Raw genomic sequence first — 21,194 nt, 5'->3', positions numbered from 1 at the left:
GCATTACCTGATTTCTATTCATCCCAGGCGCTGTCCGGAAGGGCTTCGATATCCGGCCAGGCCGCGTTGATGGCCTGCGCCATGAGCTTCTTTCCCGAAGGGTCCAGATGGAGGCCGTCGAGGGCCAGTTCCGTCCGCAGACGCCCCTCATTATCGTACATTCCCGGCGTAATATCGATGTGGACCCGGGAACGGACATAACGGTTGACGCGGCCAATCTGCCACTGCCAGTCGGAAGCCGTTTCATCGTCAAAAGTCTGTTTGATATTGTCGGGATTGACTGGCGGCACTGTCAGGAATACGGGGCGGATGCCGTGCTCCAGGGATTTTTTGCGCACCTCTTCCATATCGGAAATGACGACGTCAGCGCCCAGACCGTTGCGCAGGCTGTTCGATCCCATGAGGATCAGGAGGTATTTCGGCCTGAAGGGCAGGACATCGGCTTCAAACCGGTCTTTGGTCATGGTGCTCGTATCGCCGCTCTGAGCCAGATTGACCACAGAAAAATCGAGATAGGACAGATAACTGAAATCCCAATCGGTCGGCGAATAGGAAATGCTGCCTCCACCGTGACTGATGCTGTCACCCAGGGCCGCTGCTTCATAGGGCGTATCGGGGTCGGTCAAAAACGGCTGGGCATCGGACCAGACACCGACGGGACCGCCCTGTTCATCCAGGGCCCGGACACGCCAGTAAAAGGGATGATTCCCATACCGCGGCCGGGGATCGTACTTCTGGGCCGCCTCGGTCCGGTACACGTCGATGCGGTGCTGTGACGCTTCTACGCCTCCGGGATTTTCCGGCGCCGCGTCCAGTATTTCCACTTCATACTGGCTGGCCCCGGGTACAGGGAGCCAGTCGTAGACGGGATAGAGCAGGACCGTCCCTTTTCCCGTATTATACGAGGACAACAGCTCCGGCTTTTCCACGAAGGGAGACATGCGGTCCAGGGGCACTTTTTCTATCGCCGAATAGTCGCTGACCCGGTGGCCTTCCATATCGAGCCCATAGACGCGGTAATAGAAACAGTCATCCTGGAAATCGTCCGGCAGGGCCAGTTCGATGCCGTTCGTATAAGCCCGCTGCTCCGGCATGACCGGTTCGTAGGCAATGTCCCCCGTCTTTTCATCCGCTTCCAGCTGGCGCAGGACCTGGACGTCGTACATGACGGCTCCATCTACGCGGGTCCAGCGCAGGATAGGATGGACCGGAGCCGGCGCTGCTTCAGAATAATGACGCAGGAGGAGAGGCTTTTCCAAATCTTCCCCGGCACTGTGGGAGACATACAGCTTCTGTGCTTTTTCCAGAGGCGGGGACACGATGGGCCCGTGATGGGCATTCTGCCGCGCCGTCGTAGCCAGGACACCATAGCCCAGGGTAAATGATAAGAGTAACAGTAAAATCAGCATACTTTTATGGCGCATCATCCCGCCTCCCTTTCTAATGAAATCGCGAATCATTACTTATTATATACTATTTACAGACATCATACAATACGGTGCACACAGAGAGAAAAAGAGGCGCCGCATCGTGCAGCGTCCCTTAAAACAATTTATACATATCCCCTTTCAGGAATGATCTTCTGTTTTCTGTGCTCCGGCCTTATCTTTTTTAGCCGGCGCCTTGTAGCCGTACTGGCTCTTCCATTTCTTGTCCAGCTTCTGGATTTCTTTGTCAGAGAGCATGGCCGGTTTCGCCCGGAATGCCTGGTTCAGGCTGCGGACAATGGCCGCGCCGTCATCGCCGGGAGCACAATCCATGATGTGCTGGCCCTGAACGGAAATCTCACTGCCATTCTGCAGGATCTGCCAGTCGTTGCCCGTCAGGTCCATGCCTTTGATCTTGCCAGAAGCGACGGGAGTCGTCTGGACCTTCTTGTCATCCTGGGCTTCCCCGTAGATCGTATGGGTCACACGGGACAGATTCCCGGCGACGAGGAAGGCACGGCGACGCCGCGAGTAATCCCCATAGGGAGCAGGGCTTACTACGGGCTGGGCGTTGACGTAGACCATGTCGCCCCCTACCTGGACGTGATTGCCGGACCAGCGCGTCATGCGGCGGCCCAGCTTTTCAATGCGCTTTGTCATCTGGGGGTGGTTATTGGGATTGATGACCCGTTTGAACCCTTCCTGATAGAGGTCGCCGTACTTTTCGTAGACGAACTGCATCGACGACGGGGCACCGCCCACATTATAGGGCGTATTTTTCATGACCTCGAACCCGTAGGCATCGGCTTCTTTTTCCTGGTTCATGGTCACCATTTCGTTGTCGATATAATTGATCACGATGCCGCCGAGGAGCACGTCGAGCATTTCCGCATGGCCGCCAAAGGCAAGGTCTACAGCAACGGAGACGCCGATGCTCTTCATGACGCCGTTGATGGCATGGTGTCGTTCGCCATGCTGCATTTCATGGCACAGGGTAAAGGCCAGTTCATCGTCATTGAGCGTATCCATCATGCCCTGATTGACGGAAATGACGCCGCCCACGGTTTCAAAGGCATTCAATTCCTTGCTGGGATTGGCATAAACATCGTAATTGCGTTTGATCATGCCCGTCCGGACGAGGTTGTCAGCAATCCGTTCCAGCCGGTCTTCATATTCATAATTGTCCACTACGCCGGTCTTGGCCTGTGTCTGGGCCAGCATCTGCGGCTGCATCTGCGTATCCATCCTGACCAGCTGCTGCTTGATGAGAGCCGCTGCAGCAGCGCCATAGAGCACCGTTTCCACGGCAGACGCTGCGGCTGCCATCCCCACGGGCAGCGTCACCAGGGACGTGCCCAGTACCAGCGTAGTCATCCATTTTTTCCATGTTTTCACACGAATCCATCCCCTATTCTTCTTCGGGCAGCCTCTGCTGCGTCTGAATCAGGTCTATTTTCTTCGCGCGGGGCCATTGTTTGATTTCCCATTCCCAGTGCATGGCCGCATGCTGCGACGCAAAGGCCTGGCTCCAGACTAGGGTCACGGGCTGGCGGCTGCGGGTGTACCGGGCTCCGCCCCGGCCATTGTGAGCGGCCAGCCGGCGCTGGATGTCACAGGTCCATCCCGTATAGTACGAACCGTCGGCGCAGCGCACGACATAGGTATAATAGGCCCGGTCTGTCTGATTATTTTTCAACGATTTCAATGGTGTCGAGGACGACATCTTCCAGCGGTTTATCCCGGAAATCCGTCGCCGTCTTGCTGATGGCTTCTACGACATCATAATTTTCTACTACTTTGCCAAAAATGGAGTGGTGATTCTGGAGCCACGGTGTCGGAACGACGGTCACAAAGAACTGGGAACTGCCCGTATTGGGGCCGGCATTGGCCATGGCCAGGACGCCCGGTTCACTGAAATCGAGACCGGGGCCGAATTCATCGGGAATCATTTCATCGGAACCGCCAAATCCCGTCCCTTGGGGATCGCCGCCCTGGATCATGAAATCGGCGATGATACGATGGAATATGGTGCCGTCATAGAACTTGCTGTCTGCCAGTTTCTTGAAATTGGCGACGGTAATCGGAGCTTTGTCGGGAAATAATTCGACCGTGAAGTCCCCGTGATTGGTCTTAAACAATGCATACATTTTTTTATCTGCCATAGTGCTGATCCTCCTGGAATAGTTCTATTGTTTTTCTTCTATTATATACTATGTGTTCTCCAAACTGCAAACCATTCTGCCCTTTCAAAAGGTATATGTTTCCCTTCTGTTCTATGATATACTAGAATTAAATTCAGTTATTGTATATCAGAGGGGGATGAAGGTCATGCGATTAGGAATGGCTCAGATGTCCATGTCGAAGGATATGGACGAAAATTTTGCGAAAACACTAGATTTCTGCGATAAAGCGGCGGGCTGCAACCTGCTGTTTTTCCCGGAAGTGCAGTTCTCTCCGTTTTTTGCCCAGTATGAAAAACAGGATGCCACAGGGTATCTGATGGAAGATACGGACCAGAAAGTACAGGCTATCCAGGCAAAATGCCGGGAGCACGATATGTATATTTCTCCTAATTTCTATCTGAAACAGCAGGGAAAGCCCTATGATGCCAACCTGTTCCTCGACCGCCAGGGCCGCATTGCCGGCATTTCCAAGATGGTCCATATTTTCCAGGCGCCCCAGTTCTACGAATGCGATTACTATACGCCGTCGGAAGAAGGCTTCCAGGTCTTTACGACGGAGTTTGGCAAAATCGGCATCGTCATCTGCTTTGACCGCCATCTGCCGGAAAGCATCCGCTCCTGTGCCGCCCAGGGCGCCGATCTGGTCATCGTGCCGACGGCCAACACGAAAGCCGAACCGCTGGAAATGTTTGAATGGGAAATGCGCGTCCAGGCCTATCAGAACCAGACCTTCGTCGCCATGTGCAACCGCGTCGGCAAAGAAGGCGATATGGACTTTGCCGGCCAGTCCCTCATCATCGACCCCTGGGGCAACCTGCTGGCCAAAGGAGACGATCAGGAACGGCTTATCGCCTGCGACCTCGACCTGAGCCTGGCCCGCAAAGCCAAAGAAGAACGGCCTTTCCTCAAACTGCGCCGGCCCGATATGTATCAGTAAGAAAGCAAAAAACAGAATAGGCCAGACAAACGGAGCTGCCACCCCTGAGCCGATAGACTCATAGGAGGCAGCTCCGTCTGCATCTGTCCGGTACAGCCGGCCCTGCATAATCCTGCCGTGCTTTACATCTCCTTGACCGGCACGAGCCCCCGGGACAGGGAAATGGTCCCGGTACGCACGATTTCCAGTACGTCGTATGGCGAGAGCACTTTGATCAGGGCATCGACGTGGTCTTCCCGGCCAGTCACGCGGAGAATCAGGGAATTCAGGTTGACATCGACGACTTTGGCATGAAACAAATCGGCCAGACCAGATAGTTCCTCCCTTATCTTGGGAGAATCATAGCGTACTTTGATCATGGCCAGTTCATAACTGATAAAGGGCTCCTCATCGAGGTTGACGATTTTGATGATGTCAATGAGTTTTGCCAGCTGGCTCATAGTCTGCTTCAGTTCCTTATCGTCTTCGATGCTGATGACGATATTGAACCGGGTCACATTCCGTTCTTCCGTGTACCCTGCCGTCAGTGATTCGATATTAATAGCCTTGCGGCTGATGAGTCCGGCAATATGGGTCAGGACGCCCGGTTTATTGTCACATAATATAGCAAGATGCTGTGTCCTCATCGTGCCTCACCTCCCAGTATCATATCACAGAGCGCTTTGCCACCGGGAACGGTCGGATAGACCCGTTCGTCTTTGGAAATCGCAATGTCGATGAGAGCCGCCCCTTCACAGGCAAGAGCTTCCCGGAGCACGGGGAAAAGGTCGTCTTCCCTTTCTATGTGATAGCCCCGGACGCCCATCGATCCGGCCAGCATGGGCAGATTTTTGCGGCTGTTCAGCGTGCACTGTGTATAATGCTTGTCGTAAAAGAAATCCTGAAGCTGGACGATCATGCCCAGGGTATCATTGTGGAGCACGATGACTTTGACGGCAATGCCATACCGGGACAAGGTAGCCAGTTCCTGGCAGTTCATGAGGATGCTCCCATCGCCGGAAAAGACGAGGACGGTCTTTTCCGGGAACGCGACTTTGGCTCCCATGGCCGCTGGCAGACCGTATCCCATGGTGCCCAGTCCACCGGAAGAAATAAAATGGCGGGGCTGCTCCGTATCAAAAAACTGAGCCGCCCACATCTGATGCTGGCCCACATCGGTAACGGCAATCGTATCCTCCGGTCGTGTCAGCGCCCGGACAGTTTCAAAGACAGACTGGGGAGAAATATAGCCCGGTCTCGGCGGCACGGCAAAGGGATGAGTCTTTTTCATAGAGCGGACGTGGTCCTTCCAGAGAGCATAGGCCATCTGATAATCAAAGGACTGCTCCCTGATTTTTTCTGCCATGAGAGGCAGGGACCAGCGCAGGTCCCCTTTTACGGCCAGATCGACGTCGATGATTTTGCCGATTTCCACATCGTCGATGTCGAACTGGATAATCTGTGCTCCCAGAGCAAAGGTATCGGCCCGGCTGGTCAGGCGTTCATCGAAGCGCACGCCCATGGCGATGAGCAAATCGCATTCAGTAATGGCCATGTTGGACGCATAGGATCCGTGCATGCCACCCATGCCGAGATGAAGGTCATAACTGTCCGGGACGGCGCCTTTTCCCATGAGAGTCGTCACGACGGGTATCTGCGTTTCCCCGATGAACTGCTGCAGCGCGCCGGTCGTCTCCGACAGGATGACACCGCCGCCTACGAGCAGCAGAGGCCGCTTGCTCTGCTGTATGGCGCTGACTGCCCGGTCGATGTCATAGACCTGCCCTACCAGTTCCAGCTGATACCCCGGCAGCGATACAGTTTCCGGATAGGTAAAATCAATCTCTGCTTCCAGAGCATCCTTGGTAATATCGACCAGGACCGGTCCCGGCCGGCCGGTGGAAGCTATATAAAAGGCTTCTTTCAGGACCCGGGGAATCTGCCTTGCGTCTTTCACCAGATAATTATGCTTGGTAATAGGCGACGTAATACCGGAAATATCTGCTTCCTGAAAGGCATCGCGGCCAATGAGACCGGCCGATACCTGTCCGCTGATAATGACCATAGGAATAGAATCCATATTAGCCGTCGCAATGCCCGTGACCATGTTGCAGATGCCCGGTCCGGATGTAGCGATGCAGACACCGGGCCTGCCTGTCACGCGGGCGTAGCCGTCGGCGGCATGGACGGCACCCTGTTCATGACTGGTCAGGATGTGACGGAACCCATCCTGATACATAGCATCATAGAGAGGAAGGATCGCTCCGCCGGGATAACCGAATACAACGGGAACGCCCTCTTTCTTCAAGCAGGCCAGCACAGCCTGCGCGCCTGTCAGTTTCATCATCATCACCTCATATTTCAAACTCTCTTCCCTTTACCATAAAAAAATAATCTTGTTGGAATGCAGAGCTGTCAAAAGAGGTAACAAAAAAACTCCGCCCCTTCTGCAAGGGACGGAGTATAATCCGCGATACCACCCTGATTCCCGGAGCATTTCTGCAACCGGGCTCTCTACAACGTACCAACATACGCGTTTCCTGTAACGGGGAACAGCCGTAGGCGCCTAATCTGATTCAGCACCGCTCTTCGGGGAGGACCTTCGTCTGCCAGCCCATACCGGCTCACACCAGCCGCCGGCTCTCTGTCATGGGACCAGACACACTACTTTCTCCCGTCATCAGATTTCCGTTATGCATAGTTGCTTATTCTACTTCGTTATAGTAACGAGGTATGGGCATATTGTACGCAATAGAGAGTCGCCTGTCAAGGGCATTTTCCGCGTTTATTTAAATGTTATGTGAGTTAAACGTTACATCTTGTGGATTATTGTTTAATTTTTTAATTCTGTTATAATTTCGTCTTGATATAATCGCCCAGGCGTTTGATGCCCGTGTAGATTTTATCCGGCGGTACGGCGCCGAAGCTGATGCGCATGCAGTTCTTGCCGGCATCGCCGCCTTCGACGTAAAAGCCCCGGCCGGCGACGAAGGAAATATGGAGTTTGTCCATCGTTTCTTTTAAGAGCTCCGTCGTATCGATATCGCCGGGAAGTTCGGCCCAGGTAAAGAGGCCGCCGTCGGGATGGGTATGTTTCGTCCCTTCCGGGAAATAGGCGTCCAGGGCTTCCATCATGGCAGCGCAGCGCTGTCGGTAAATGGCGCAGATTTTCTTCAGGTGATCCGGGAAATAGCCGCGCTTGAAAAATTCCGCTGCCAGGACTTCGGAAATCTTGCTGGAATGGGAATTGGTCGCCACCTTAGCATAGGCGATTTTTTCCATGATATCATCAGGCGCTACGACATAGCCGAGACGGCTGCCCGGTGAAAAAATCTTGGAAAAGCTGTTGGCCAGGACGACTTTGCCGGCTTCATCGAACGTCTTGATGGGCAGCAGGTCTTTCCCCTGGAAACGGATGTCCCGGTAGGGATCGTCTTCGATGACGATGACATCGTATTTGGCCGCCAGTTCTGCCAGTTTCTGCCGGCGGTCCTGGGAAAGGGTCACGCCCGTCGGGTTCTGGAAGGTCGGCACCGTATAGATCATCTTGGGATGATATTTCTGGATTTTGGCTTCTACGTCTTCCATAACAAGGCCGTCGTCGTCCATCTGGCAGGGAATGCAGACGGCGTTGAAAATCTGGAATATCATGACGCAGTGCACGAACGTCGGCGATTCTACGAGGATGACATCGCCGGGATCGAGGAAGATATCGCACAGGAGCTTCATCGTTTCCAGCCCGCCGGCAGTGATGAGAATATTATCGGCCGAAGTATGCACCCCCTTCGGTGCCAGAAGGTCACTGGCAATGATTTCCCGCAGGTCGCGGATCCCCATTTTGGTGCCGTAGGCCAGTGCTTCAATGCCACGGCCATCCCGGCGGAACACGTCCTGGGAAATTTCCCGCAGCGCATCGACGGGAAGCGCTTCGACAGCAGGCGAACCGATACTGAAAGCAATGCCGTCTGCCGCCGTCATGGGCTGGAATAAGCGGTCCATGACATCGCAGGTCGCCACCAGTGCCGGATCCGACCAGCGTTTTGAAAATTGTGTCATATCAAACATCCCCTTTTCTCTCGTTTACATACATTAGTATACTACACAAATACAAATGACAAAAGAAGTTTTATCTGCTCCTTTGCTATAGCATAGAAAAAACTGCAGCTCCTGCCCGGATAGGAGAAACTGCAGTCTTTTCTGGGAATATGGGGAGATTCAGGTAAAAGAATGATTACGAAATTTTGACGCCTTCCCGCAGAGACGATGCGTCTTCCGGTTTTTCCATCAGGCCCAGGCGTTCGACCGCATCAGCAGCCGTAGCGTCCCAGGACTGGGTGAGCAGCCGTTCTTCATAGTCCCGGACGAGGAGGACGATTTTGTCGCGCATGACGAAGATGACGACCAGATTGCACAGGACACAGACGCCGAAGAAGAAATCAAAGGTGGACCAGACCGTATTGAGGGCCCCGACGGCGCCGACGATGCCGAAAATACTGGCCAGCGCATAGAATACCTTGACCGATGCCCCTTTAAAGCCCAGGGCGTTGAGGCAGATGCCGCCATAGTAGGCATTGACGACAGCCGTCGTAAATCCGAAGAAAGCGATGACGACGGCGATGAACATACCCGCTGCTGCGGCGTTGCCGCCAAAACCTTCTCCAAAGGCCGCTGCCGTAAGAGCTGCCCCGGTAGCGCCGCGGTCCCAGACGCCGGAGGTCATGACGACCATAGCCGTCATGGTGCAGACGACGATGGTATCGAAGAATACTTCAAAAACGCCCCACAGGCCCTGTTTGACCGGATGATTGACTGCTGCCGACGAATGGACCAGCGGTGCCGTGCCCGTACCGGCTTCGTTAGAGAAAATACCCCGTGCCAGGCCCCAGCGGATGCCCAGCATGACCGACGAGCCAAGGAAACCGCCCGATGCGGCCGTACCGGTGAAGGCATCGTGGAAAATCATGGCAAAAGCTGCCGGGATGGCCGATGCATTGACGATCATGACGACGACAGAAACAGCAATATAAATGATAGCCATAAAGGGAACGACGGCATTGGCAAAGTTAGACAGGCTTTTCAGGCCGCCCACCAAGACCAAGCCCATGAGGACAGCGACGGCAATGCCGATGTACAACGGAGAGATACCGAAGGAACCGCTCAGCGACTGGGCAATGGCGTTGGACTGTACAGCCGGGCCGACCATCATGCCCAGGCCCAGAGTCACCGTCCAGATGAGGGACAGCCATTTCCATTTCTTTCCCAGGCCATTTTTGACAAACCAGGGAAATCCGCCGTGCCATTCGCCCGTGTCGGGATCTTTTTCACGATAGGCTACGGCCAGTGTCACTTCCGAGAACTTGACGATGAGGCCCAGCATGGCGATGAACCACATCCAGAATACGGCACCGGGACCGCCGGTGGCAATAGCGACGGATACGCCGGCAATATTGCCGACCCCCAGAGTAGACGCCAGGGCCGTGCAGGCTGCCTTGAAGGGATTGATATTGCCTTCGCCAGAGCCTTTATCAAAAATCTTGCCAAAGGTTTCTTTCATAATCAGGCCAAAATGGCGGAACTGGAAAAACCGGAGCCGGACTGTCATGTAAACCGCTACAAATGATGTCAGTATCAGAATCGGCCAGCCCCAGATGACATCGGCGATGGCCATCATGCCACTTATGATACTATCGATGATAAACATACATATTCCCCCTTTTGCGGTACAAAAAAGGCCTCCTGCAGAGTTTACCCTGCAGAAGGCCTCGTTGCCCGGCATATAGATGTTCATCCCGCCATCAATACGATGAATGAGATGGTCATACTATACCATTTTATTTTTAGTATGTCAATGTTTTTATTATATATTTTTAATTATTTTGACTGTATTATTTAAATAATAATGTATTTGTTCTATTGTTTAAAAAACGAAGGTAACAACCATGATAATGGTCAATGACACAAAGGAAGCAATCATACAAGCCATCGTAAAACTTTTGAACATATCTGGCAGCGATATCCCCAAAAATTCTTTAATAAACCAGAAACTGGAATCGTTGACATGACAGGGACCAATAGCGCCTGATCCGATAGCAAGGACAATGATTTCAGGGCTGATTTCCGGGAAGGATGCCAACATAGGCAGAACCATACCGGCCGAGCTGATCATGGCGACGGTTGCTGAACCAATCGCGAGATGGAGAAGAAAAGCAATCAGCCATGCCATAAATACCGGATTCATATGAAGTGAAATCAACGTATCTGCAAATGTTTTTCCCAGTCCGCTGTCAATAAGAAGCTGGTTAAAAGCTCCACCGGCACCAATAATCAGAAGGATGCCTGCAATCGGCCCAAAACAATTATCCGTCAATTTCTGCAGCTCATTTTTCGTCTTGCCCCGGGCAAACCCCAAAGTATAGTACGCAAAAAATACAGAAATCAACAAGGCAACAAGAGGGCTCCCAAAAAATTCAATTGCCGGGAGTGCGGGAGAGTCTGGTGGCAAAATTAATACACTAAGTGTCTTGCCTACCATGATAAAAAGTGGCAGTAATACCGTAAATAAAGTGATACCAAATCCAGGAAGCTGATCATAAGGAGTCGGTGCCTCAACATCCCGTTCCGGCAAATGTCCGGATTGGCAGCGGGAACTGATGAACCCAGACCAGACAGGACCAGCTATCACTGCACTGGGAGCACCAATAATAAGGGCATATAAAATGACTTTTCCTACATCAGCACCTAAGATAGATGTAATAGCAAATGCGGCCGGATGCGGTGGCACCATACAGTGTACTACCATCAGCGAGACGGCAAGCGGTACTCCAACATAAAGCAGAGACAGTTTTGCTTCTCTGGCAACAATAAAAACGAGGGGAAAAAGCAAGACAAAACCCACTTCAAAAAACACGGGAATCCCAGCAATGAGTCCTACTAATGTCATGACCCATGGAGCTCGTTCTGGTCCCATGCGGTCCAGTAATGTACGGGCCAGGCACTCTGCTCCGCCAGATACTTCAAGCATTTTTCCCAAAATAGTACCAAATCCGACTATAGTTGCTAAAAATCCCAGAGTACTAGCCATACCGGCTTCAATAGATGTAACAATCTTCGGCAATTCCATTCCGGATGCCATGCCTACAAAAATACAGGTAACGATTAGCGCCACAAAGGCATTAAGCTTAGCCTTTATAATCAATACCAGCAATAAAAGCACCGCTGCAATAAGTACTAACAGCATGACTGAACTGGATTCCATTAGGGATACACCTCTCTTCAATTGATTACATACCAGAAAATCTATTTATGCGCTCCACGCTGATAAAAGTCTTTCATTATATTTTCCGGTACCATTCCGCCACCAGTTGCCCATACGATATGGACAGCCTGGTCCATATGCTCTGTCAGATGATGTCCCTGCAGATATCGTTTTCCTGCTGCTGTATGCTGAATCAGTACAGGGCCCCGCATTCCGGCCAATGCTGACGGTTCCAGATAGATATGTTCCGTATCAGCCAGCAGGTGAAGCAGTTGATACAACGGCTGGTCCTGTACTGTAAAGTCGCCACTTATATCATGCTCTAATGTTTTCCCTACAAAACCCGATGGCCGGCCGACTGCCAGCCCGTCTGCTTCGGTTATATTATCAATTCCAAAATTCTGTACAGAGACACCGTTATGCTTACCCGTCATAAGGCCCAGGAGCATAGCCGGAGCATGAGTCGGTTCAGCAAAAAAACAATGAACCAAATCGCCAAAGACAGTCCGTAGTCCAAACGTAATGCCACCCGGTGCGCCCCCTACACCACAAGGGATATACACGAATAGCGGATGGTCCGCATCAACAGGAATATGTTTTTCCTGCAGCTGTCTTTGAAGCCGTTTTGCTGCTACAGCATACCCCAGGAACAATTTCGTCGAATTTTCATCATCGACAAAATAACTCATCGGATCGCCCTCACACTGCTTCCGCCCTTCGGCAACGGCTTTGCCATAGTCACTCTTGTATTCAATGACGACAGCACCTTTCTGTCTGAGAAGATTTTTCTTCCATTGTTTTGCATCTGCCGACATATGCACATGTACCTTAAATCCGAGCTGGGCACTCATGATGCCAATGCTCAGGCCCAGATTTCCTGTAGAACCTACAGCAATCGTATACTGGGAATAAAGCTGACGAAAACGGTCGCTATCAATGATGGAATAATCATCTTCATAAGATAGCATGCCTTTTTTCATGGCAATTTCTTCTGCCACTTTCAGTACTTCATAAATGCCGCCTCTGGCTTTGACAGAACCAGAAATAGGAAGATGGCTGTCTTTCTTCAGATACATCGCACCCTGAATATCTTGCCCGTACCATTCCGCCATTGCCTGCTGCATAGCCGGTATAGGCATTAATTCCGATTCGATGATGCCTTTGGCCGGCCGGGTTTCAGGAAATACCTTTGACAGATACGGTGCAAAGCGTTCCAACCGCCGTTCTGCATCTTCAATATCGGCCATCCCCAAGGCCTGATGAATGGTCCGTCCTTTGACGGACTGCAATTCCGGATTCACCCAGAATACTTCTTTCAGATCTACTACATCCTGCAACAATGGTATTTGGGCTATCCATTCTTTTTTCGTTTTTCCTGCAATTACTGTTTCCATATTACCCTCCATGAATTTATTCCAGGATACATGCCTGGTCATTCTCTCTTGAAAAGGCCGGTACAACGTATATTCTCTCTATCCCGCGTCTTTTCCAGCCATACATCGATAGCTTGTCCATCTATTACCAGATCTGGTGCCAGCTCCTGTAGCGGTATAAGAGCAAAAGCCCGCTCTTTCAGATAAGGATGAGGTATCGTCAGGCGTTCATTATGACAGCATACGTCATCCCCCCATAGAATATCCAGATCAATCGTACGCGCTCCCCATTTTTCCTTGCGTACTCTCCCCAGCATCTGTTCAATATGCTGACATGCTGAACAAAGTTGTTCCGGCTGCCAGTCCGTCCTGATTTTCACAACGGCGTTCAGAAAGGGAGGCTGGTCGGTCTTTCCCCATGGCGGTGTTTCATACATATGACTGACAGCCTGTATCTGTATTTCCGGCAGGAGGCCCAGCTGGCGGACTGCCTCCTGCAATAAATTCTGCCGTTCTCCCAGATTCGAACCCAGACCGATGTAATACTTAGTCATCATCCAACGGCTCCTGCAACGGATTTTTCCCACTGAGCACATCAGCCATACGGCACATCCGTACCACAGGGCGTACATCATGGACCCGTACAATATCACATCCTGCCAGGGCACCAGCTACACAGACGGCACAGGTTTCTTCCAGTCTGTCGGTAACATCCTTTTTTAAAATCCGCCCAATAAAACTTTTCCGGCTGGCTCCCAGTAGCACAGGATATGGCAGCATAGTCAGCTCGTGAAGATGACGCAGCACATAGATGTTCTGCCTCGCCGTCTTGCCAAACCCGATGCCAGGGTCCATAATCAACCGTCTTTCATTAATCCCAGCATCGGCTGCAATCCGGGCCGATACCGAAAAAAAGCCTTTCATTTCATCTATCATGGATGTATAATTAGTAGATTTCTGATTATGCATGACGATTACCGGCGCTGTATAAGGCGCAATGGCCTCTGCCATGCGTCCTGGTTCATCGGCATATTGCAATCCCCATATATCATTGATGATATGAGCACCTGCCCGAAGCGCATAGGCAGCCGTTTCTGCTTTAAAAGTATCAACGGAAACGGGCACAGAGCTCATTTTCAGCAATGGCTTCAATATATGCGATAAGCGTCCGATTTCTTCACTGGCCGGAACAGGCGTAAAGCCGGGTCTTGATGACTCTACGCCCAAATCAATGATATCGGCTCCGTCCGCAATCATTTCTCTGGCATGGTTCAATGCTTTTTCCACCGTATTCCAGCATCCCCCGTCAGAAAAAGAGTCGCTGGTAAAATTCAGGATTCCCATGACCAGCGTCTTTTTTCCTACAACAAGCGACTTTCCATCAATCCAGTGGTATTCCCGTATGTTACGTCCCATTATGGTCACCTGCTTTCAGGCAATAGGCCCGTACCTGGCCAATATAATACAGAGAACCAAAGGCACAGATTACATCTTCCCGGAATTCTTTCCGGCAATACTCCACAGCCTCTGCTATGGAAGAAACCGATTGGGCATCTACACCGTCTTTCCGCAACAGAACTGCAAGCGTATCCCCTGAAAGAGCTCTTTCTGATGCCGGTGTCACCGTCAGGGCCCGCCGCATCAATGGCCGCATGATTTCTATCATCGACGAATAGTTCTTATCTGCCAGCACTCCCATGATAAACGTACATTTCTGCTGCGGGAAAAGTTGTTCCAAACTCTGCCGCAATGCCCGGACGCCATGCGGATTATGGGCTCCATCTATGAGAATCAGCGGGTTCTTCCCAACTATTTCCAATCGCCCCGGCCACCGCGTCTTCGCCAGCCCATCCGAGACAGCCTGAGCTGAAACGGCATATCCCAGCCGCTGCAGACAGCGGGCCGCCGTTATAGCCGTCGCCGCGTTATACACCTGATACGTACCCAGAAGAGAAACATGATAGGTATCATCGGTCCCATAGGAAAAATCCTGCCCTTCCAGAGTTTGTTTCTTTATGCAGATTCGGGACAAATTAACCATGTCCAGAGAAGCCTGCTGTTCCTGGCATCGTCTCTGAATGACCTGCGCCGCTTCTGGTCGTTGTTCATACGAAACAACGTGCCCATCCGGCTTGATGATACCGGCTTTTTCCCCTGCAATGGCTGCCAGTGTATCTCCCAGGAGATTTGTATGATCCATATCAATGGCCGTAATGACCGAAAGGACCGGGCAGGGAATAATATTCGTCGCATCGAGCCGCCCACCCAGTCCGGTTTCCAGGACGACAAAATCCGCGTGTTCTTCGGCATAGTAAAGGAATGCGACAGCCGTAATCAGTTCAAAAGCAGTCGGCAGCAGCTGTTTTCTGGCAGCCATCTGCTGTACGGCTTCATAGACCCGGCTAGTGAGGCGGGCCAGACTCTGCGGTGATATTTCCCTGCCATCACAGCGGACACGTTCTGTAAACCGTTCAATATATGGTGATGTATACAACCCGGTCTTGTACCCGGCACATTGCAGAATCTGGCTGATATACGCTGCTGTCGAACCTTTCCCATTTGTACCGGCAATATGGATGATACGAAGAGAATCCTGGGGATTTCCCAGCAGATCCATCAGATGAATCATCGGTTCCAGCCCTGGCCGTATCGTATTGTATTTAGGTGCGTCGAGAAAGGCCACCGCTTCTTCATAATTCATATCAATGAGCTCCCATCTGATTATCAAAAGGGTCCTGCCGTTCCTGCTGCAAAACGGCCGCTTTGATGACATGTTTGGCAAGAACACTCGTCGTGACGCCCCCTACGCCGCCGGGAACAGGGGTGATATAGCTGGCATGCGGGGCTGCCGCGTCAAAATCCACATCGCCACACAGAGTCCCATCATCGTCCGTATTGATGCCGACATCAATGACAATACAGCCGTCCGGCACATAATCCCCTTTAATGAGCCGGCGGACACCAGCACAGGAAACAAGCACGTCGGCAGTGGCGCACTCATCCTTCAGGTCCTGTGTAAATTCATTGCATACCGTAACCGTGGCCATACGATTGAACAGGAGCACCGATAAGGGCTTGCCTACTACATTGCCGCATCCGACTACAACAACTTTTTTCCCCCGTACATCGTAATGAATGCTATCAATGATTTCCAATACGGCTTCTGCCGTGCAGGGAGCAAATCCTCTTTTATCGTCGAGATAGACCCGTGCTGTATTCTGTGGACTGATAGCATCTACATCTTTCAGCGGATCTATAATCTGTTCCACGCCGCAATCACGGAGGTGTTCCGGCAACGGGCGGAATATCAGTATGCCATGGACATCCGGATCCCGATTGACACGCCGGAACTGTTTTAAAAATTCTTCTTTACCAATGGTTTCTGGCAATGCCACTATCTGACACTGAATGCCGATTTTTTCCATCCGTTTCCGTGCTCCCCGTTCATAGGCCAGGTCATCGGGCCGTTCGCCCACGCGGATGATCGCCAGACAGGGGGTAACCGGCAATTGATTTAAAGCTGACCGCATAGCTACAGCCATGCTGTCAGCTACCGCTTTTCCTTTCAGTACATTCATTGTAATCGTCTCCTTACAGTATCATAGATATGATCAGCCAGGACTATACTATCTTTTTCGATGAGTTCTGCCATTTCTTTGAGTCTGGCGGCTGCCTGCCGATCTTTCATTGTCCGTGTATTAATATAAACGTTGAGAGATGCCGCTAATATGGCAGAACGGAACAGCTGTACTCCGGCGCCGACATCACTGACAGCCATAACCGTCCCTTTTTCGGCCAGCTCCTGCTGCAATGCCAGTCCTTCCAATCCTTTGCGCATAATCGCAAGAGGAGCCTGACACGCTTCTTCCTGCGCTTTCTGCAGCAGAATATCCCTGTTTTCCCGGGTCCGGGGAATCTTATAAGCATCTGCCAATGGCTGGAATCCTTTGGCATCCGCTTCGATAAGGTCCATCATTTCTGTTCCAAGAATCCTGCACTGTCCCTCCAGCCGTTCTATATCGTCCTGGACAGCAGCATATTTCTGCTTCCCCAGTGTCAGATTGGCTACCATGGCTCCCAGAGCTGCCCCCAGGGCACCGGTGAAGGCAGCTGCGCCGCCTCCCCCTGGAGTCGGCGCTTTGGACGCGAGAGCCTGTAAAAACGTCGAGCATGTCATGTCCTGCATTCTTCACACCTGCCTTAAAATAAGCCAGTAATTCTGCCGTTGGCATCAATATCAATTTTTTCAGCCGCCGGCACTTTAGGAAGCCCCGGCATCGTCATGATATTTCCGGTATAAATGACGATGAATCCTGCACCGGCCGATACCTTTGCATCTTTGATTGTAATACGGAATCCTTCGGGCCGGCAGATTTTGCTGGCATCATCCGAGAAGGAGAATTGTGTTTTGGCCATGCAGACAGGAAGATTACCAAAGCCCAGTTTTTCTAATTTTGCAATTTCTTTCGAAGCTCCTTTTGTATAATCGACACCGGCACCGCCATAGACTTTCCGGACGATTGTCTCTACTTTATCTTTAATGCTCATCGTATCTTCATAGAGATACTGGAAATGATTCGGTGTATTGGCAAGACGGATCACTTCTTCTGCCAGTTCGATACCACCGGCTCCCCCTTTGCCCCAGACATCGGACAATGCGACATGGACACCGGCCTGCTGACAACTCGTGCGGATAAGATTCAGTTCCTCTTCCGTATCCTGGGGGAATTTATTGATGGCTACTACAGCCGGAAGTCCGAATACGCGGGTAATGTTTTCAATGTGTTTCAGAAGATTGGGCAGGCCTTTACGGACCGCTTCTACATTTTCTCCATTCAGCTGTTTCTTATCTACACCGCCATGCATCTTAAGCGCCTTTACAGTCGCAACGATTACGACGGCATCCGGGCGGATACCAGCCTTGCGGCATTTAATATCGAGGAATTTTTCCGCTCCCAGATCAGCACCAAAACCGGCTTCCGTAACGACGTAATCGGCAAGTTTCAATCCTAATTTAGTCGCCATGATGCTGTTGCAGCCATGAGCGATATTGGCAAAAGGACCACCGTGGATAAATGCAGGATTATGTTCCAGTGTCTGCACCAGATTTGGTTTGATGGCATCCTTGAGGACTGCTGCCATAGCCCCTTCTGCGTGCAGCTGGGCAGCTGTAATCGGTTCTTCATCCCGCGTATATCCTATGATGATTTTTCCCAGCCGTTCTTTGAGATCTGCCAGACTGGTAGCCAGGCAGAGGATTGCCATGACTTCTGATGCAACGGTGATATCAAATCCGTCTTCACGGGGAACGCCATTCGTTTTGCCCTGCAGGCCACAGGTAATGTGCCGGAGTTGCCGGTCGTTCATATCAACAACACGCTTCCATGTAATACGCCGCGTATCAATATGCAGTGCATTGCCCTGGAATATATGATTGTCTATCATAGCCGCCAGCAAGTTGTTCGCAATGCCAATAGCATGGAAATCACCCGTAAAATGAAGATTGATATCTTCCATCGGAACAACCTGGGCATACCCGCCGCCGGCTGCGCCGCCTTTTACGCCAAACACGGGTCCCAGAGACGGTTCCCGTAAGGCCAGGATGGTTTTCTTGCCCAGTTTATTCAATGCATCTCCCAGGCCGACTACGGTTGTTGTCTTGCCTTCACCGGCAGGGGTCGGTGTAATTGCCGTCACCAGAATGAGTTTGGCTTTATCTGGTCTGTCCTTAAAGTCTTTGTAATCAATCTTAGCCTTATATTTGCCGTATAATTCCAGTTCGTCGGCATCCAGTCCGATACGTCCGGCTACTTTTACAATCGGTTCCATTTCTGTCTGCTGTGCAATTTCAATATCTGTCATGATAAACATCCTTTCCTATGACGAAATAACATATTTATTTTTCTATGTATTCATAGTATCATTTCATTTTCTATAGTGATATGCTGATATTTGCTTCATTCTATATGGATTTTGATATCGTATCCTGTATTAATATCGTATTTCCTCGTTCCGTTTTTCTTCAGGCCATTTGCACTGACTCCTTACGGGACACTGAAAACACAGGCGCGCTTCCTTATCACACTGGATGAGCAGCTCTGACAGTCTGCCCGCCGGATTTTCTCCTTTTCTGCGATGACAGGCAATGGCCTCTATCATCAGCCGTTCTTCGTCAGCCGTATACCGGTCCGCCTGCGGAAGAGTCATAAGTATCTCCCGGGCAATGCGGGCACCCGCTATGTCATGCGGTTCGCCATAATCATATTGCATGATCCGTCCCATAAAGGACATCTTTTTTCTGATGCCATCCATTTTCGAGAGTATACATCCACATAAGCCGTGCCACGGATAAAAAATGTTCCATATCATGACGACAGAACAGGCGGTCTTTTTCACGCCATTGCAGCGCCGTATACAACTCCTGATATACAGGATGATGCCAGATCAAATTTACCCGGTCCATATTACTTCACCATCTGAAAAAAGAGCTGTGTCAATTCTGGTTTTTCTTCAAATACGCCGCGTTTGACAATACTGACCGTACGGCTTCCCGGTTTCTTTATGCCTCTCATGGTCATGCACAAATGCTCTGCTTCTATCATAACCAGTACACCCTGGGGCTTCAGATACTGCATGAGAGCATCAGCAACCTGCACGGTCAATTGCTCCTGCAGCTGCAGACGCCGGGCGAAGGCTTCTACTGTACGGGCCAGTTTACTCAGACCGACTACCTTTCCATCTGGTACATAGGCAATATGGGCTGTACCAAAAAATGGCAGGATATGATGTTCACAAGTAGAATAAAAGTGAATATCCTTTTCTACGACCAGTTCATTCTTTTCTACAGCAAACGTCTTTTCCAAATATGCAGCTACATCCATTTCTTTACCGCCATATAACTCATCACACATGCGGGAAACCCGGTCTGGCGTCTCCCGCAGGCCTTCTCTTTCTATATCCTCTCCAATGCCTTCCAAAAATAACCGGACAGCCTGCTTTACTTTTTCATGGTCAATCATATTTATCACCTCATCATAAACAAAACACGGTAAATACTAACCGTCTTTATTGTAACCTGCCATTTTTTACCAATATATGCTGAAGATTGACAACTCTTATATCAAAATTGATACAAACGGCCTTCACAATTGCCAAAACTGGCTAATGACCAGCAGGTTGGCTCATACGGGAAAATTATCAGCCGGTTACACAGCAGTATCAGCACATATCCGGCTGGATTGTATGACTGGAAAATAAAAAACAGGTATCGTACCTGCATAACGGGCGCAGGTACGATACCTGTTAAAAATACGGGTATATCTAAAAATCAGGATTTGTGTTTTTCTATCTGGGAACAATAGGCAGATGGAGTCATATGCATATGAAGCTTGAAGTATTTATAAAAATTATTAAGGCTTTCATATCCAGTCATTTCAGCGGCCATCTTTATGCTGCATGTACCGGAATCGAGGAGTTGCACGGCCCGTTCAATCCGTACCTGATGGACATAGGTAATGATACTCATCCCCATGTGTTTTTTAAACAGACGCGCAATATGGCTTGGAGTCGCATAAACAATTTCTGACAGCTTATTTAATTCTATTTTTTCCGCGTAATGTTCATTAATATATTCGAGCAGAGTGTTAATCGTCCCATTATCGGTAAATTTCCATCCCACAGCCCGGATAATAGCCTGTGTCAGTTGCTTATGATCAATTGGTTTTAATAAAATATCCCTGGCACCCAGGCGCAACGCCTGTTGTGCATAGGAAAAAGATTCAATGGCCGTAATAATGACATATCTTGTATCCGGTGCCTCTTTCATTACTTCAAATCCATTCATAATGGGCATCTGGATATCCAGAAAAACCAGCTGAGGGTTGTGGCGCCGGATATAGTTAAGGGCCTGTTTGCCGTTATTGGCTATATAATCGATTGTCACAGGCATGCAGTCTTTTTCTATGAAATGCTTGATAATAGCAGCTACAGCCGGTTCATCATCAACAATGATCGCATGCAGCATATAGCGTCATCTCCTGT

21 protein-coding genes and 1 other annotated feature are annotated in these 21,194 nt (G+C 50.6%); of the genes, 1 reads left to right on the top strand and 20 read right to left on the bottom strand.

Features of this window, described 5'->3' with window-relative positions; genetic code table 11:
- Window positions 1-14: 14 nt before the first annotated feature.
- The 4 genes from DW949_RS05545 to DW949_RS05530 all read right to left on the bottom strand — a co-directional run bounded on the left by DW949_RS05545 (window position 15) and on the right by DW949_RS05530 (window position 3,589).
- Window positions 15-1,427: a GDSL-type esterase/lipase family protein gene (locus DW949_RS05545; protein WP_199595765.1), complete on the bottom strand. Its 1,413-nt coding sequence runs from the start codon at window positions 1,425-1,427 to the stop codon at window positions 15-17.
- A 141-nt stretch (window positions 1,428-1,568) separates the two neighbouring features.
- Window positions 1,569-2,822 carry a M48 family metallopeptidase gene (locus DW949_RS05540; RefSeq protein WP_118022250.1) on the bottom strand — a complete coding sequence of 418 codons (1,254 nt, stop codon included), beginning with the start codon at window positions 2,820-2,822 and terminating at the stop codon, window positions 1,569-1,571.
- A gap of 13 nt (window positions 2,823-2,835) precedes the next feature.
- Window positions 2,836-3,132 carry a GIY-YIG nuclease family protein gene (locus DW949_RS05535; protein ID WP_233539502.1) on the bottom strand — a complete coding sequence of 99 codons (297 nt, stop codon included), beginning with the start codon at window positions 3,130-3,132 and terminating at the stop codon, window positions 2,836-2,838.
- Window positions 3,113-3,589, bottom strand: a complete 477-nt coding sequence (locus tag DW949_RS05530; RefSeq protein WP_118022248.1) for a peptidylprolyl isomerase — start codon at window positions 3,587-3,589, stop codon at window positions 3,113-3,115. The genes DW949_RS05535 and DW949_RS05530 overlap by 20 nt, the downstream gene beginning before the upstream one ends.
- 166 nt (window positions 3,590-3,755) lie before the next feature.
- Between DW949_RS05530 and DW949_RS05525 the strand changes: the two genes are divergently transcribed.
- The gene (locus DW949_RS05525; RefSeq protein WP_118022247.1) at window positions 3,756-4,547 is read left to right on the top strand and encodes a carbon-nitrogen hydrolase family protein; all 792 of its coding nucleotides are present in this window, start codon (window positions 3,756-3,758) and stop codon (window positions 4,545-4,547) included.
- Window positions 4,548-4,669: 122 nt separating this feature from the next.
- Here the strand turns inward: DW949_RS05525 and ilvN are convergent, their stop codons facing one another.
- The 16 genes from ilvN to DW949_RS05445 form a co-directional block, all read right to left on the bottom strand.
- Window positions 4,670-5,173 carry an acetolactate synthase small subunit gene (ilvN, locus tag DW949_RS05520; RefSeq protein ID WP_118022246.1) on the bottom strand — a complete coding sequence of 168 codons (504 nt, stop codon included), beginning with the start codon at window positions 5,171-5,173 and terminating at the stop codon, window positions 4,670-4,672.
- A complete protein-coding gene (gene ilvB, locus DW949_RS05515) occupies window positions 5,170-6,870 on the bottom strand; it encodes a biosynthetic-type acetolactate synthase large subunit (protein ID WP_118022245.1) in 1,701 nt (566 codons plus the stop codon). The genes ilvN and ilvB overlap by 4 nt, the downstream gene beginning before the upstream one ends.
- Window positions 6,871-6,975: 105 nt before the next feature.
- Window positions 6,976-7,216, bottom strand: a binding site (T-box leader).
- A 160-nt stretch (window positions 7,217-7,376) separates the two neighbouring features.
- Window positions 7,377-8,582, bottom strand: coding sequence for a PLP-dependent aminotransferase family protein (locus tag DW949_RS05510; protein ID WP_118022273.1), 1,206 nt, complete (start codon window positions 8,580-8,582; stop codon window positions 7,377-7,379).
- A 175-nt stretch (window positions 8,583-8,757) separates the two neighbouring features.
- Window positions 8,758-10,227: a sodium:alanine symporter family protein gene (locus DW949_RS05505; protein WP_118022244.1), complete on the bottom strand. Its 1,470-nt coding sequence runs from the start codon at window positions 10,225-10,227 to the stop codon at window positions 8,758-8,760.
- A 216-nt stretch (window positions 10,228-10,443) separates the two neighbouring features.
- On the bottom strand, window positions 10,444-11,781 hold the full coding sequence (locus DW949_RS05500) for a gluconate:H+ symporter (RefSeq protein WP_118022243.1): 1,338 nt from the start codon (window positions 11,779-11,781) through the stop codon (window positions 10,444-10,446).
- Between the two features lie 41 nt (window positions 11,782-11,822).
- Complete coding sequence (locus DW949_RS05495; protein WP_118022242.1) at window positions 11,823-13,175, bottom strand: D-serine ammonia-lyase; 1,353 nt, start codon at window positions 13,173-13,175, stop codon at window positions 11,823-11,825.
- A 38-nt stretch (window positions 13,176-13,213) separates the two neighbouring features.
- Complete coding sequence (gene folK / locus DW949_RS05490; protein WP_233539501.1) at window positions 13,214-13,711, bottom strand: 2-amino-4-hydroxy-6-hydroxymethyldihydropteridine diphosphokinase; 498 nt, start codon at window positions 13,709-13,711, stop codon at window positions 13,214-13,216.
- The gene (gene folP, locus DW949_RS05485) at window positions 13,701-14,570 is read right to left on the bottom strand and encodes a dihydropteroate synthase (protein ID WP_118022241.1); all 870 of its coding nucleotides are present in this window, start codon (window positions 14,568-14,570) and stop codon (window positions 13,701-13,703) included. The genes folK and folP overlap by 11 nt, the downstream gene beginning before the upstream one ends.
- Window positions 14,560-15,855 carry a folylpolyglutamate synthase/dihydrofolate synthase family protein gene (locus DW949_RS05480; protein WP_158570642.1) on the bottom strand — a complete coding sequence of 432 codons (1,296 nt, stop codon included), beginning with the start codon at window positions 15,853-15,855 and terminating at the stop codon, window positions 14,560-14,562. Before DW949_RS05480 ends, folP begins: the two co-directional genes overlap by 11 nt.
- Before the next feature lies 1 nt (window position 15,856).
- The gene (locus tag DW949_RS05475; protein WP_118022239.1) at window positions 15,857-16,732 is read right to left on the bottom strand and encodes a bifunctional 5,10-methylenetetrahydrofolate dehydrogenase/5,10-methenyltetrahydrofolate cyclohydrolase; all 876 of its coding nucleotides are present in this window, start codon (window positions 16,730-16,732) and stop codon (window positions 15,857-15,859) included.
- Complete coding sequence (locus DW949_RS05470; protein ID WP_118022238.1) at window positions 16,729-17,340, bottom strand: cyclodeaminase/cyclohydrolase family protein; 612 nt, start codon at window positions 17,338-17,340, stop codon at window positions 16,729-16,731. Before DW949_RS05470 ends, DW949_RS05475 begins: the two co-directional genes overlap by 4 nt.
- Window positions 17,341-17,354: 14 nt before the next feature.
- Window positions 17,355-19,025 carry a formate--tetrahydrofolate ligase gene (locus DW949_RS05465; RefSeq protein WP_118022237.1) on the bottom strand — a complete coding sequence of 557 codons (1,671 nt, stop codon included), beginning with the start codon at window positions 19,023-19,025 and terminating at the stop codon, window positions 17,355-17,357.
- A gap of 120 nt (window positions 19,026-19,145) precedes the next feature.
- Window positions 19,146-19,436 carry a hypothetical protein gene (locus DW949_RS05460; RefSeq protein ID WP_118022236.1) on the bottom strand — a complete coding sequence of 97 codons (291 nt, stop codon included), beginning with the start codon at window positions 19,434-19,436 and terminating at the stop codon, window positions 19,146-19,148.
- Window positions 19,414-19,617 (bottom strand): hypothetical protein, encoded by a 204-nt coding sequence (locus DW949_RS05455; protein ID WP_118022235.1) that lies wholly within the window; start codon window positions 19,615-19,617, stop codon window positions 19,414-19,416. The genes DW949_RS05460 and DW949_RS05455 overlap by 23 nt, the downstream gene beginning before the upstream one ends.
- Window position 19,618: 1 nt before the next feature.
- Complete coding sequence (folE, locus tag DW949_RS05450) at window positions 19,619-20,173, bottom strand: GTP cyclohydrolase I FolE (RefSeq protein ID WP_118022234.1); 555 nt, start codon at window positions 20,171-20,173, stop codon at window positions 19,619-19,621.
- A 308-nt stretch (window positions 20,174-20,481) separates the two neighbouring features.
- Complete coding sequence (locus tag DW949_RS05445) at window positions 20,482-21,177, bottom strand: response regulator (RefSeq protein ID WP_118022233.1); 696 nt, start codon at window positions 21,175-21,177, stop codon at window positions 20,482-20,484.
- Window positions 21,178-21,194: the final 17 nt, after the last annotated feature.

The sequence above is a fragment of the Megasphaera sp. AM44-1BH genome, from assembly GCF_003467125.1.
Taxonomy (GTDB): Bacteria; Bacillota; Negativicutes; order Veillonellales; family Megasphaeraceae; genus Megasphaera.
Note: the sequence above shows the minus strand (reverse complement) of the source record. Positions and strands in the feature narration are given on the sequence as shown.